Source organism: Litorivivens sp., assembly GCF_057445395.1.
On record NZ_JBVBUV010000022.1, the window covers coordinates 24,859 to 38,850 of the forward strand.

Sequence of the window (13,992 nt, forward strand, 5' to 3'; positions counted from 1 at the left end):
ATGAGTTTTGATATTGCATTGACCGGCTTGAATGCTGCATCCAGGCATCTGGATGTTACCGCAAACAATATTGCCAATGTGGGTACCACCGGGTTTAAGCGGTCGAAGGCCGTATTTTCTGATGTCTTTGCCAGTTCATTGACTGACGCCAGCAACACCCAAACCGGGGCCGGTGTGAAACTGGCAAAGATCAATCAGCAGTTTTCGCAAGGCAACGTAACCCTGACCAACAACAACCTGGATTTGGCCATCAATGGCGATGGCTTTTTCACTCTGTCCAGCGTTGACCAGGGATTGGTCTACTCGCGAGCCGGTGAGTTCAGTCTCGACAAAGAGGGCTTTGTGGTGAATACCGATCTGAATCGCCTGCAAATCTTTCCGGCGACCACCGGCGGTAACTTTGCCACAGGTACCCTGCAGGACCTGCAACTGAAGAACACGGCGTTCCCACCCAAGCCTAGCAGTACCGCCACCGTCGGGCTGAACTTGCCCTCCGGCGCTATTGCACCAGCAGTTGCGCCCTTTGATCCGAGCAACCTGGATACTTTCAGCCACAACTCGTCAATGACGGTCTATGACTCGCAGGGCGCCTCCCATTCTGCCTCGATGTATTTTGTTAAAGATGCCGCGCCGAACTCCTGGTCTCAGTATCTGTTCATTGACGGCAACGCCGTCGGCGGTGCCAATACACTCCAGTTTGACGGAGCCGGCTTACTACAGGCGCCCGCCAACGGACTGGTAACCCTTCCTCCGTACACACCGACCAACGGTGCGGGGCCCATAAATCTGAGTATTGATTTCAGTGATTCGACCCAGTACGGCAATGATTTTGTCGTGAATAACCTGGCACAGGACGGCTTTGAATCGGGCATTCTAAGCGGCTTGGCTATCGATTCTAACGGCGTGGTTTCCGCTCGCTACAGTAATCAGGCGTCTGAACAACTGGGCAAGATTGCGTTAACGGGCTTCAACAATCCACAAGGATTACAGCAGCTCGGCGCAAACACCTGGGCGGAAACTTTTACCGCCGGTGATCCTCGATTGGGCGAACCCGGCACCTCAAACTTTGGTTTGATTCAATCGTCCGCACTGGAAAGCTCGAATGTAGATCTGTCTGCGGAGCTGGTTGAAATGGTCACCGCGCAACGAAACTACCAAGCCAACGCTCAGGTGATCTCGACCTCCGATCAGATCACCCAGGCCATTCTCAACATCCGCTAAGCCTGAAGGAGTAACCGGTTATGGACAAAATGTTGTATCTCGGCATGACTGGCGCCAGACACACGGCGCTCGCCCAGGCCACTAACGCCAATAATCTGGCGAACGTGTCCACAACCGGTTTTCGTGCAGATTTCAATTCACTATTTTCACAGCAGATAGAAGGGCCCGGCCACGCCACACGTACCAATGCGCTCAGTGGCGATGACGGTATAGATCTAACGCCGGGGGCTATTCAGCACACAGGTCGCTCACTGGATATCGCCATGGGCGGCGACGGTTGGTTTGTGGTGCAGGATGAAAGTGGCCGCGAAGCGTATAGCCGTCGCGGCGATCTGAACCTCACAGCCAACGGTCAATTGGTACTGGGTAGTGGTGAGAGCCTGTTGGGCGAAGGTGGCCCTATCGCAGTACCCGAGCATCGAAGCCTGAGTATCGGAGGTGATGGCAGCGTGTCAATTGTACCGCTGGGGCAAGGCCCGGAAACACAAGTGGTCATCGATCGGATACGCATGGTTACGCTGGATAACAACCAGATAGTGAAAGGCGAAGATGGCTTGATTCGACAGCGCAACGGCGCTGGCGGCACACCCGATGCAAGTTTGAAACTGGTGTCGGGTTCGCTGGAGAGTTCCAACGTAAATGCGGTCGACGCCATGGTGCGGATGATTCAGCTCGCGCGGCGTTACGAAATGGATGTGAAAGTGATGAGTACCGCCGGCGAAATGGCCGATGCCGGTAGTCGTCTAATGCGTCTTAGTTAACAGGTTAGTGGAAGGAGAACAGCCATGAATCCGTCTCTTTGGGTCGCGAAAACCGGCCTTGATGCACAACAAACCCGGATGCAGGTAGTGAGCCACAACCTGGCGAACGCCAATACGGTCGGGTTTAAAAAGGGCAGGGCAACCTTTGAAGACCTGCTCTATCAGAACGTAAAACAAGTAGGTAGCCAGACCTCACAGCAAACCCGTTCTGCGACCGGATTACACCTGGGAACTGGTGTGAGAGTTGTGTCCACCGAAAAAGTATTCAGCCAGGGTACGGTGGCACAAACCGAAAACTCGCTGGATATGGCAATTGATGGTCGCGGCTTTTTCCAAATTACCATGCCCGATGGAACAGCAGCCTATACCCGCAATGGTGAATTTCAGCTCGATGATCAGGGGCAGATAGTCATGGCTGCCGGTCATGTCTTGGAGCCAGGCATTACCGTTCCCCAGGGGGCGCGGGCGATCAGTATCGGCAGCGATGGGGTGGTCAGCGCTCAGGTCGCTGGGCAGTCCGCTCCGATACAGGTGGGCAGCATACAGTTGGTTGATTTTGTGAACCCGGAAGGGTTGGAACCCATCGGTGCCAATTTGTACTTGGAGTCTGCCTCAAGCGGCACGGCAACAACAGGGACCCCTGGGCTAAGTGGTCTCGGAACAGTAATGCAGGGTGCGCTTGAAACCTCAAACGTCAATGTAGTGGAAGAGCTGGTCAATATGATTGAAACCCAGCGCGCTTACGAGATGAATTCAAAAGCTATCTCAACCAGCGATCAGATGCTGCAGTACCTGAACAACAACCTGTGAGAACGCTGATGAAACGTCTGCTGCTGATTACCATACTGGCCACCCTGGCGGCCTGCAGTTCTGCACCAGATAAGGAACCCGTGGCGGACAATGCGGAAATCATGTCAACCGTGCGTGAGCAGCGGGCCGAATCAGCAGGCTCAATTTATATGGCTAGCCGCGGTCTGAATCTGTTTCTTGATCGGCGGGCCCGTCAGGTCGGTGATTCTATTACCGTAACCTTGCTGGAGCAGACAGATGCATCGAAACAATCCAGTACGTCTACCGCGAAAGAGCAATCCAATTCCGTGCCCGGCGTAACGCTGTTCGGGCGTGGGGTTACCAAAGACGGCATTCCCATCCTGGAAACATCAATCGATGCCGATCAGGAATTTTCCGGTCAGGGATCTTCCAGTCAGAGCAATAGCCTGACTGGCAGTATCACGGTCACGGTCGGCGAAGTGCTGCCTAACGGCAATCTTTTGGTACGCGGGGAAAAGTGGGTAACGATCAATCAGGGTGAAGAGTTTATTCGCGTCACCGGCGTTGTCAGGCCCGAAGACATTGGTGCCGACAATTCTGTACCGTCCTTCAAGCTCGCTGATGCCCGTATTACCTACAGCGGCAAGGGCGCGATAGCTGATGCCAATCGTATGGGATGGCTGGGACGCTTCTTTCAATCTGTTTTATCACCGTTCTGAGGTGAAATTATGAAACCGTTAATTGCTCTGATTGTTTTAGTACTTGGTTCTGGTGTAGCACAAGCCGAACGGGTCAAGGATCTGGTCAACGTGGCCGGGGTGCGCACAAATCAACTGGTCGGTTACGGTCTAGTGGTCGGCCTGAACGGTACTGGCGATCAGACCAGCCAGGCTCCGTTCACCATTCAGAGCATCAAAAACATGCTATCCAATTTTGGCGTGCGCGTTCCGGACAACGTCAACCCGCAGCTTAAAAATGTAGCGGCCGTCTCTCTGCACGCCTCACTGCCACCTTTTGCCAAGCCGGGGCAGGCCATCGATGTGACGGTGTCCTCGATTGGGAACTCCTCGAGCTTGCGCGGTGGCTCATTGCTGATGGCACCGTTGATGGGCGCCGACGGGCAGGTCTACGCCGTGGCACAAGGGAGTCTTTTGGTAGGTGGGCTGGGGGTACAGGGCAGTGACGGTTCGCGGGTCTCGGTAAACATTCCCAGCGCCGGCCGTATCCCGAACGGCGCCACGGTAGAACGTGAATCTCCGAGCTCCATGACGGCAGATGGCTCGATCTGGCTAAACCTGAAAACACCGGATTTTACGACCGCGCATCGCCTGGCCAAGCAGATAAACGAGGCCTACGGCCCCATGGCCGCACAGGCTGTTGATGCCACATCGGTAAGAGTGGCCGGGCCGAAAGAGCGCTCGCAGTACGTTACGTTTATTTCTATGCTGGAAAACCTGGAAGTCACTCCCGGTGAAGCAGCAGCGCGCGTCGTGGTTAACTCGCGTTCAGGTACGGTGGTGATCGGCGGTAATGTTCGGGTTATGCCGGCAGCCGTCAGTCACGGTTCGTTGACAGTTTCCATTTCGGAAGGTGCAACCATTAGTCAGCCAGGCCCCTTTTCCAGCGGCGAAACCGTGGTCATCCCGGATTCCGGTATCGAAGTGGATCAGGCGGAATCGCGAATGTTCCTGTTAGAAACCGGCGTTACTCTCGAAGATATCGTCAAAGCAATTAACAACGTTGGTGCCGCACCGGGAGACCTGGTAGCGATACTGGAGGCCCTCAGTCAGGCTGGGGCGCTGCGCGCAGAGCTGGTGGTGATCTGATGAATCTTTCCGGCACCAGTTATCACGATTTCTCCGGCTTTGCTCAGATGCGAGCGCAGGCTAAACAGGCTGATGGCCAGGCCACCCAATCTGTGGCTAAACAATTTGAATCGTTGTTTGTGCAGATGATGCTTAAAGAAATGCGTGACACCTTGCCAGAGGGCGGATTGTTTACCGATCAGAACCTACGGTTTTACCAAGACATGCTCGACAAAGAACTGTCGCAATCCATGGTTGAGGGAGACGGCATGGGGTTGGCTCCGGTTATAGAGCGGCAGTTGGGCTATACACCCGAGGCATCAGCGCTAGAACATACGCTGCACCGGCAAGCCTCAAGTTCTTCTCTAAACAGTCGATAACGGGGTATCGCAATGATTAACGCGCGCGATTTTCGAGGTTACCACCATGGCTGATATGTTGAATTCGGCCCTTTCCGCTATTGTCACTTATCAGCGCGCGTTGGCCACCACCAGCCACAATATCGCCAACGTGAATACCGAAGGCTACAGTCGACAAACGGTGTCGCTGTCGACCAACACGCCGCAATACTCAGGTTTTGGCGCGATTGGTAGCGGTGTGGGTGTTTCTGGAATTGCGCGCCAGTTCGATCAATTCGTGCTGGATCAGATGCGTAGCAGTGCCAGTGCCTATAATCACGCGCAGGCCTACACCGATATGTCTTCGCAGATTGATAACCTGCTATCAGATACCACCAACGGTGTATCTGCGGCATTAACATCCTTTTTTAACAGCCTGCAGCAACTGGCGGACGATCCCGGCAGTTTGTCGGCGCGCCAGGCTGTGCTGGCTGAAACCGATACCCTGGTCAGTCGTCTCGACTCTGTTACGGCACAATTTGGCCGTATCGAGCAGGAGCTGAACACACGAATGCGTTCTTCGGTCGAAGAGATCAATGGCCTTACCGCACAGATTGCCCAGCTCAATAAAGATATTGCGGCTGCGCGCATCAGTGCGGGCGGGCAAGCGCCCAACGATATGCTCGACGAACGCGATAAGGCACTGTTTGAATTGAGCAGTTACCTCGATATTAAGGTAGTGAGCCAGGACGGCGATACCACCAACGTATTCACTGGCAGCGGTGACGCGCTGGTGCTCAACAAAAGTAATTTTGAGCTGGGTGTTACGCGCAACGAGTATTATCCAAACCGTCTGGATGTCAGCGTGGAAACCACCGCCGGGCAATTGAATCTCAGCGAGCGTATCAGTGGTGGCAGTCTCGGTGGCGCGCTGGATTTTCGTGAGCAGGTGATGGATCCGACCCTGTCAAAGCTCGGACGCATGACCTATGGACTGGCAACTACGATAAACCAGCAACATGCTGGCGGCATGACACTCAACGGATCGCTCGGTGGTGATTTTTTCCGAGTGGGCGGGCCCGAAGTCGTGGCCTCTGCCAACAATAGTGGCGGGGCGCTGGTCAATGCAAGCATCGCCGATACGGCGGCGCTGGGTCTCGACAACTACAGGTTGGAATACGACGGCAGCAACTACCGCTTGATTAATGGCACTACCGGGTCTCTGCAAACCATGACTGGTTCGGGGTCGGCCGCTGATCCCTTCCAGGCAAATGGTGTCTCGATTGTCGTGAGCGGCAGCGCCGCAGCTGGTGATCGATTCTTGATACAGCCAACCGCATCGGTATCAGGTTCACTGGAACGAGCGATAAACAGCGCAGCCGATATTGCTGCGGCCTCAGCAACCCGGGTCAGCGCCAGCATCACCAATAGCGGTTCAGTTCAGATAGCAAACGTGCAGGTTAGTGATTCAACGGATCCAGCACTGCTTGCGAGCGCATCTATCCAGTTTTTGAATGCGAATACTTATCAGATAAACGGTGCCGGTAGTTTCGCCTATACCAGTGGTAGCACGATTTCTATTAATGGCACTGATCTGATCCTGCAGGGTGAGCCTGCGGCGGGAGACAGCTTCAACCTTAGCGCCAATAGCGGAGGGGTTGGCGATAACCGTAATCTGCGCGCCATGCTGGGAATACAGGACGCGGGCATGTTCAATAATGGCAACACGTCTGTGATGGAATCGGCAGCTACGGTTCTTGGTGACGTCGCTGTGGCAACACGTTCGTCGTCGATCAGAGCGAATTCTCAGTTATCGCTGCTGAACCAGAACGTAGCGCGACGTGAATCCGTTTCAGGCGTCAATCTGGAAGAAGAGGCTGCCAATATGCTGCGCTATCAACAGGCCTATCAGGCCGCAGCGCAGGCGGTGAGCACATCCAACACCATTTTTCAGACGCTGATTAACGCGTTCAGGTAGGTAGGGGATAAACCCATGCGCATTTCTTCAAGCCAGATTTTCCAGCTGGGTCTAACCGGAATAGCGAACAATCAGGCTAAACTCAACCGCACTCAGCAAGAAATTAGCTCTGGGCAGCGTCTGCTCAATGCCTCCGACGACCCAGTAGGTGCGGTTAGGGCTGTGGGTATTGATACTGCTATTGCCAAGGCAGAGCAGTACGTCGAAAACGGTAACTATGCGCGAACCCGGCTGAGCAACCAGGAAAGCACGGTGTCCAGCGTCATTAACGCGATGCAGCGGGTTAACGAACTGACTATTCAGGCTAACAACGCCTCACAATCCAACGAAACCCGTGCGGCGATCGCGCGGGAAGTACGAGAACAGTTCGACAATATTCTTCAACTGGCGAACACCCGCGCCAGCGATGGCGCCTATCTATTTTCGGGCTATCAGGAACAATCCCAACCCTTCAGTTTTAGTAACGGCACCTTGCAATACCATGGGGACGACGGTCGCCGTGAATTGCAGCTCGGACCGTCGCGCAGTGTGGCGGATGCTGACCCTGGGTCACGGGTTTTTACGGGCATTCGAACCGGAAACGGTCACTTTACTACTAGTGGAGCAGCCACAAATACGGGCAGTGTCGTGATAGATAGCGGCTCCGTAACCGACTATGGCGTCTGGGACCAGCGCAATTACACACTGCGTTTCAGTGCCGCAGATAGCTGGGAGGTTCTCGACGATACGGCAACCGTAATCGCCACCGGCAGCTACGATGAACAGACCGATATAAGCTTCGCGGGCGTTACTATCGCGGTTAGTGGTCCGGCAGCGGCGGGAGACGAATTTGCCATCGCGCCCAGCGCTCGTGACGATATTTTTTCCATTGTTGACCGTCTAGCGCAAGCCTTGGAAACGCCGGCAAACAGTGGCGCAGCCCGTGCGAGTACGAACAACGCACTAAATCAGGAAATGAGCAATATCGCGCAAGCCCTGGACCACCTTGTTGAGATACAGACCAGTATCGGAACGCGGCTGAATGTCATTGATCAGGAAGAAGACATTAATCAGAACGTGAAACTGCAACTGCAGGAGTCACTCTCAGGCATTCGCGATGTAGACGTCGTCGAGGCTGCGACCCGTTTCAATCAGACGCTGGTAGCCCTGCAGGCGTCGCAGCAGGCATTCGCCAAAGTTCAGCAACTCTCGCTCTTCAATTACCTGTAACTATCAGCAGCAATTCTGGGCTGCTGAGCAGTCTCTTCGACGACCTGTAGCAAAAAATTCCCCAGCTACGTACATCTACTTACTCAACTGCCTCATCCACGCGCCGATAACTTACGTGACAGCGCGACAAGGCCTGCATGGCTGATGTCCCGAAACGAGCAAAGCTCTTACTCATTGAAGGAGTACAACCATGTCTCTGGTTATCAACACAAACGTTGCCTCACTGAATGCTCAGCGCAACGTTGATCGGTCCCAATCTGATCTGAACACGGCCCTGCAACGCCTATCCACGGGTTTACGCATTAACAGCGCCAAGGATGATGCCGCAGGCTTGGCCATCGCTACCCGCTTTACTACGCAGATTAACGGCTTGAACCAGGCGGTGCGCAATGCCAATGACGGTATTTCGCTGGCGCAGACTGGTGAGGCTGCATTGGACGAAATCACCAATAACCTACAGCGCATCCGTGAACTGTCTGTGCAATCAGCTAACGCCACCAATTCAACCTCTGACCGAGCCGCGCTCGATGCAGAAGTGCAGCAGCGGCTGGCGGAGATTGACCGGATCGCAGGCCAAACGAGCTTTAACGGTCAGAAAATACTCGACGGATCTTTCGGTACAGCCAAATTCCAGGTCGGCGCCAACGTCGGCGAAACCATCAGTGTGAACCTGTCCAGTGGAGCCCGCGCAAGCCAAATTGGTCAAATTGCAACCGCGACGACCGACGTTTCAGCAACTGCCTTTGACGGTCAGCTGGAAATTGCGGTAGGCACCAACTCTGCAGTAACCGTGGCATCAACTACCGACTATACGACCAGTCTGGGTACGGGTTACGATGACACCAGCGCATACTCCAAAGCCCGCGCGATCAATGAGGCATCTATTCCCGGCCTGACAACCACTGCGAACACCTCTGTCAGCGATACGTTTACCACGATTACTGCAGGTGATACTGCCGGTGACGAATATGCATTCAGCATTAACGGCGTCGATATCTATGGTGGTACTGCGGCAGCCTACGACCTAAACGGCAACACCTTAACGGCCAGCACGCTGGCTGCGGCAATTAACCAGCGCTCAGATGACACTGGCGTAACCGCCAGTCTGTCAGGCACAACATTAACGCTGTCGGCTGCCGATGGTCGAAATATCGTGACTGCGGCGACCTTGACTGACGCCGGCGGTACCGCTCCAACAGGTGGCTTTGGCGGCACAACTGTTGTCGCTGATCAGGCCGGCACTTCGCAGACCAACCGCGGTTCGCTAACCCTGACGGCCTCGCAGGCGATCGATGTGACTGATACTGGCGGCGTTACCAATCTGGCTGATATCGGTATCGACAGCACCACCTCGCTGGCCTCGGCTAGCGTTACCACAGTTGATAATGCGAACACCACTATCAGCCGTATAGATGCTGCACTTGAGTCCATCAGCAGCCTGCGCAGTGATTTCGGTGCGGTACAAAGTCGCTTCGAATCGACCATCGCTAACCTGCAGACCATTTCTGAGAACCTGTCTGCGTCTCGCAGCCGAATCCAGGATGCAGACTTTGCGGCAGAAACCGCCAAGCTGACCCGGGCTCAGATCTTGCAACAGGCTGGCGTGTCCATTCTGGCGCAGGCCAACTCGGCACCGCAAAGTGTGCTGGCCTTGCTCCAGTAAGTCGCTGATGCGACAGAAATCCCCGTTCGATAGCGGGGGTTTCTCAATGTCGAAAAGGGGGATGGCCAACGGTCATGCCCCTTTTTGGCTTGCAAAAAAAAAGTCGCCACGTTGCAGACGAGGTTAGGCGCATGGACATTTTGACAAACAAGGCACCCGCATCCCCGGCATTACCAATCGCGAGCGGCAAAAGTTTGCCGCCCGCAGAAGCTGACCGCGCGATTGTTTTACCGTCAGAGCCAACACAATCTGTTGCTACCATGGAGGATGACAAGCAGAAACCGATCGAGATTTCGCTATCTGACGAAACCATCGATGCGATGAATGACATCCTTCGGGAACGCGCGCGAGAGCTGGAATTTACGGTAGATGACAGCAGCGGACACACTATCGTACGGGTTATTCACAGCGAGAGCGGCGAAGTGATACGCCAGCTGCCACCGGAGGTTGTGTTGCGTTTCGCGGAGGCATTCACCAAAGGGGCAGCGAGTTTGGTTGAAGACTTCGCGTGATTGGCCCGTAGATTGCATTCATACAGTGAAAGTTGAGTTTTAATGTTAGCCGACAACAGCGACTGCCATGCCCTGATGTCAAAAAAACCCGGAATGCCTGGCTAGGCGGGAGCGACTACTGTGGCACAAATTACTTCAAGCGGTATTGGATCAGGTCTGGATATCAGTGGCCTGGTCTCGCAACTGGTACAGGCTGAGCGAACGCCCCAGGAAACCCGCCTCAACACCAATGAAATCCGGGCCCAATCACGCTTGTCGGCATTCGGGGGTTTAAAAAGCAGTTTGAGCTCTTTTCAGGGTGCACTGACTAAACTCCAGGAAGCGGGGCTCTACCAGGGGCGCGAAGCCAGCGTATCCGATGAAGCCCTGTTCAAAGTAAGTGCAGACAGTGATGCCGCAGTTGGCAGCTACAGCATTCAGGCGGAAAAGCTTGCGTCACGCCACAAGCTGGCTTCCGTTGCGTTTATCAATGATGACGCTGCGATTGGCACCGGCACACTATCAATTTCGGTGAACGGAAAGAGTTTTTCGGTAGACATTGCCACCGGCAGCGACAGTCTTACCAGTGTTAGAGATGCCGTTAATTCAGCTTCAGACAATGGAGTCACCGCCTCAATCATTCGCGAACAAAATGGTAGTCGTCTGGTGTTCACTGCGGCGGAGACTGGTGCAGCCAATGCCATAACAATTACGGCAAGTGTTGACGGCAGTGATACGGGCGACCTCACACAACTAAACTTTGATCCGGAAGGTTTGCCTGCTGACAACAAACTTCTGGAGCAACAGGCCGCGGCCGACGCTGAGCTTACCATTGATGGATTTACCGCTGTGAGTCCGAACAACGTGTTCAGCAGCGTGGTCGACGGTGTAACGATCACATTGCTCGATACCAACCCCGGCGTCTCGGAAAGTCTTGACGTTAACCTGGATACAGACGCTGTACGCAATGCGGTAACGCAATTCGTCAACGCCTACAATACGTTGCGCACTAACCTGAATAATCTGACCGCCTATGACCCGGAAACCGGCAAAGCGGGCCTCTTGCAAGGAGATTCCACAACCTCCCGCCTGTCAAATCAGTTGCGCCAGATGCTGAACGAAACCGTCAGTGGTGCTGATGCAGATCTCGATACATTGGCGGAGATAGGAATAACAACCAACTTCGAAACTGGGCGATTGGAGACGGATAGCGATAAACTCAATGGCCTGATCGCTTCCAATTTTGATGATTTCGCGGCGCTGTTCTCCGGTGACAATGGCATCGCCGCGAGACTGGACGCAGTCGCAGATGTCTATACCCGGTTCGAAGGCATTTTAGATACGCGAACCGACGGCTTGCAGAAACAAATTGACCGTATGAGCGATCAGCGAATAACGCTAGATAAGCGATTGGCGGTGATTGAGGCGCGTTACTTGCAGCAGTTTACGGCGCTCGACGCTCTGTTGGGTGAACTGAATCAGACCAGTAGTTTTCTGACCAGCCAGCTCGCGAACTTGCCGGGCTTCACCAGAGAGAAGAAATAGTTAAAGAATTTGGGTTTGTTGCCGATATCTGATGTAGGCCAGATAGACGCAATAGCAAGAGGACAACACGATGACATATTCCGCCGGTAACGCCATGCAGGCCTACAATACGGTAAGTGTGCGCAGCCGGGTAGAAGGGGCCAGTCCTCACCGTTTGATTAGTCTATTGCTTGATGGCGCACTGGAGAAAATTGCCGTGGCAAAGGGCAGTATTCAGCGCAACGAAATACCCGGCAAGACCCAGGCCATTGGCCGCGCTATTTCAATTGTCGAAGGGCTAAGAATGAGCCTCGATCACACGGTCAAGAACGACTTGATCGACAATCTCGATGAACTCTACAGCTATATGGAGCGTCGATTGCTGCTAGCTAACCTGAAATCGGATGAAAAGGTGTTAGACGAAGTCAGTTACCTGTTGCGTGAAATTCAGGAAGCCTGGAATGCGATAGGCAGCGAGGCCGCACCGCAGGGCCCGTTAGCGGGTGTGGAGTAGGGGGCAGCAATGAATCAAACGCCGGTAATATCCATTCAGCGTCGTGCATTGGCTGCCTGCCAGGTGAGTGTGGACCGTTTGCTAGAAATGAGCCAGGCGATTAAAACTGCTGCCGAAGCAGGCGATTGGGAGCTAGCGCTTCACAATCAACGTATTCGCAGTCGTGAACTCGAAAACTTTTATTCTGACAAGGACAATATGCCGCAAGAAGTGGCGGAGCTGATCGCCGCAGCAATACGTGAAATCCTTGCCATCGACGCCCAAGTGACAGAGCTGGCCTGCGATGGCAAAGCCAATCTCGCTCAAGAAGCAGCTCTCAAACTGCGGCAGGGAAAAGCCGCCAAAGCTTACCTTTCTCAGGACGCAGGTACCCGGTAATCCGGGTTTGTGCGTATACCACTTTCGCCTATCCCCACATATCCTTCTCGTCAGATCCTCAAGTAGTGAACTGCCCGGTGGCAAAAGAGTAACAAACCAGCAGGCATGGAAGCGGTAACCCAGCTTAATCAGACGAGTGAGAACATCAGATGGTGAATTCCACCCTCCGAATCAGACCTGTTGATTCGTCGAATTGTGGTCCCATTGGCAACTCTAAAATTCAGCAACTAGTGCGTGAGCAGGTCTCGCAAGTTGCTGAGTTCGATACGCTGGTACTGATTCAAGGCGAATCTGGTAGTGGCAAAGAGGTGGTAGCTCGAGCCGTTCACAATGCCTCCCCTCGACATGACAAACCCTTTATTCCAGTTAATTGCGGCGCAATACCTGCGGATTTGCTCGAAAGCGAACTCTTTGGTCATGAAAAGGGCGCTTTCACGGGCGCTATTTCGGCCCGCAAAGGCCGTTTTGAAATGGCCGAAGGTGGCACGCTGTTTCTCGACGAGATAGGCGACATGAGTTTTAACATGCAGGTGAAACTCCTGCGTGTACTGCAAGAACGCTGCTTTGAGCGCGTTGGCAGTAATCAGACCATTCAATGCAATGTACGGATCGTAGCCGCCACCCACCGTGATTTGCCTAAAATGATCGATGAGGGGAGTTTTCGACACGATCTGTATTACCGGCTTAATGTCTTCCCCATTACCGTTCCCCCCCTGCGCGATCACCTGGCGGACCTACCGGAACTGGTGGCCCATTTAAGTGAACGCTTCAAGCAACGGGGTATGGCTATTCCACGCTTTACCCGCACAGCGTTGGAAGCTTTGCAGGGTTACAACTGGCCCGGTAATGTACGCGAGTTAGAAAACATCCTCGAACGCCTCGCTATCACCCACGGCGGCAAATTGGTCAGCGCGAAAGATCTACCGCAACCAATGGCCCAGGACGCTCTAGGGCAGGGCAGTCAACCGATCGATAGCGATGATGAAATCAGTTTTCTGCTGCGCGGAAACAGCGAGGATTGTGAAGAATCTGAAGCGCAGGGATCGCCCCATTCATCAGCTGACTTTGACGCTGGGGAATCCGAGCAATTGATCTGCGCTGCTGGTCTTACTGAAGGCTTTGACCTGAAAGCGCATATGCAAGAGATCGAAAAACAGTACATTGTGGAAGCGCTTCGGCGTGCCAATGGTACGGTCACTCAGGCGGCTAAAATTCTCGGTCTGCAGCGCACCACCTTAGCTGAAAAGATGAAGAAACTGCATATGGCCTGAGCGGCCTAACGGCCTGTTGTTTCAATCCCTCCTATACAACGTAACGTTTCCTCCTGTCCCCTCATTTA

14 protein-coding genes are annotated in these 13,992 nt (G+C 53.9%); all 14 read left to right on the forward strand.

Translation table 11 applies throughout. The features are described 5' to 3' along the window. The 14 genes from flgE to AC222A_RS08705 all read left to right on the forward strand — a co-directional run bounded on the left by flgE (position 1) and on the right by AC222A_RS08705 (position 13,924). Complete coding sequence (gene flgE / locus AC222A_RS08640) at positions 1-1,221, forward strand: flagellar hook protein FlgE (RefSeq protein WP_372747601.1); 1,221 nt, start codon at positions 1-3, stop codon at positions 1,219-1,221. A gap of 20 nt (positions 1,222-1,241) precedes the next feature. Then, entirely contained in the window at positions 1,242-1,982 is a 741-nt protein-coding gene (locus tag AC222A_RS08645) for a flagellar basal body rod protein FlgF (RefSeq protein WP_372747602.1), read from the forward strand. A gap of 24 nt (positions 1,983-2,006) precedes the next feature. Next, positions 2,007-2,792 carry a flagellar basal-body rod protein FlgG gene (gene flgG, locus AC222A_RS08650; RefSeq protein WP_372747603.1) on the forward strand — a complete coding sequence of 262 codons (786 nt, stop codon included), beginning with the start codon at positions 2,007-2,009 and terminating at the stop codon, positions 2,790-2,792. A gap of 8 nt (positions 2,793-2,800) precedes the next feature. Then, positions 2,801-3,472: a flagellar basal body L-ring protein FlgH gene (gene flgH, locus AC222A_RS08655; RefSeq protein WP_372747604.1), complete on the forward strand. Its 672-nt coding sequence runs from the start codon at positions 2,801-2,803 to the stop codon at positions 3,470-3,472. A 9-nt stretch (positions 3,473-3,481) separates the two neighbouring features. After that, a complete protein-coding gene (locus AC222A_RS08660) occupies positions 3,482-4,579 on the forward strand; it encodes a flagellar basal body P-ring protein FlgI (protein WP_372747605.1) in 1,098 nt (365 codons plus the stop codon). Continuing rightward, entirely contained in the window at positions 4,579-4,938 is a 360-nt protein-coding gene (locus AC222A_RS08665; protein ID WP_372747606.1) for a rod-binding protein, read from the forward strand. The genes AC222A_RS08660 and AC222A_RS08665 overlap by 1 nt, the downstream gene beginning before the upstream one ends. Positions 4,939-4,984: 46 nt before the next feature. Beyond that, positions 4,985-6,874, forward strand: a complete 1,890-nt coding sequence (gene flgK / locus AC222A_RS08670; protein WP_372747607.1) for a flagellar hook-associated protein FlgK — start codon at positions 4,985-4,987, stop codon at positions 6,872-6,874. Between the two features lie 15 nt (positions 6,875-6,889). Continuing rightward, on the forward strand, positions 6,890-8,083 hold the full coding sequence (gene flgL / locus AC222A_RS08675; RefSeq protein ID WP_372747608.1) for a flagellar hook-associated protein FlgL: 1,194 nt from the start codon (positions 6,890-6,892) through the stop codon (positions 8,081-8,083). Positions 8,084-8,273: 190 nt separating this feature from the next. Beyond that, positions 8,274-9,746, forward strand: coding sequence for a flagellin N-terminal helical domain-containing protein (locus tag AC222A_RS08680; RefSeq protein ID WP_372747609.1), 1,473 nt, complete (start codon positions 8,274-8,276; stop codon positions 9,744-9,746). 131 nt (positions 9,747-9,877) lie between these two features. Next, positions 9,878-10,258, forward strand: a complete 381-nt coding sequence (locus AC222A_RS08685) for a flagellar protein FlaG (RefSeq protein WP_372747610.1) — start codon at positions 9,878-9,880, stop codon at positions 10,256-10,258. Between the two features lie 120 nt (positions 10,259-10,378). Beyond that, positions 10,379-11,782, forward strand: coding sequence for a flagellar filament capping protein FliD (gene fliD, locus AC222A_RS08690; RefSeq protein WP_486774856.1), 1,404 nt, complete (start codon positions 10,379-10,381; stop codon positions 11,780-11,782). 70 nt (positions 11,783-11,852) lie between these two features. Next, positions 11,853-12,275: a flagellar export chaperone FliS gene (gene fliS, locus AC222A_RS08695; RefSeq protein ID WP_372747612.1), complete on the forward strand. Its 423-nt coding sequence runs from the start codon at positions 11,853-11,855 to the stop codon at positions 12,273-12,275. A 9-nt stretch (positions 12,276-12,284) separates the two neighbouring features. Then, complete coding sequence (gene fliT, locus AC222A_RS08700; RefSeq protein WP_372747613.1) at positions 12,285-12,653, forward strand: flagellar protein FliT; 369 nt, start codon at positions 12,285-12,287, stop codon at positions 12,651-12,653. 149 nt (positions 12,654-12,802) lie between these two features. Then, the gene (locus AC222A_RS08705; protein ID WP_486774857.1) at positions 12,803-13,924 is read left to right on the forward strand and encodes a sigma-54 interaction domain-containing protein; all 1,122 of its coding nucleotides are present in this window, start codon (positions 12,803-12,805) and stop codon (positions 13,922-13,924) included. Positions 13,925-13,992 lie beyond the last annotated feature (68 nt).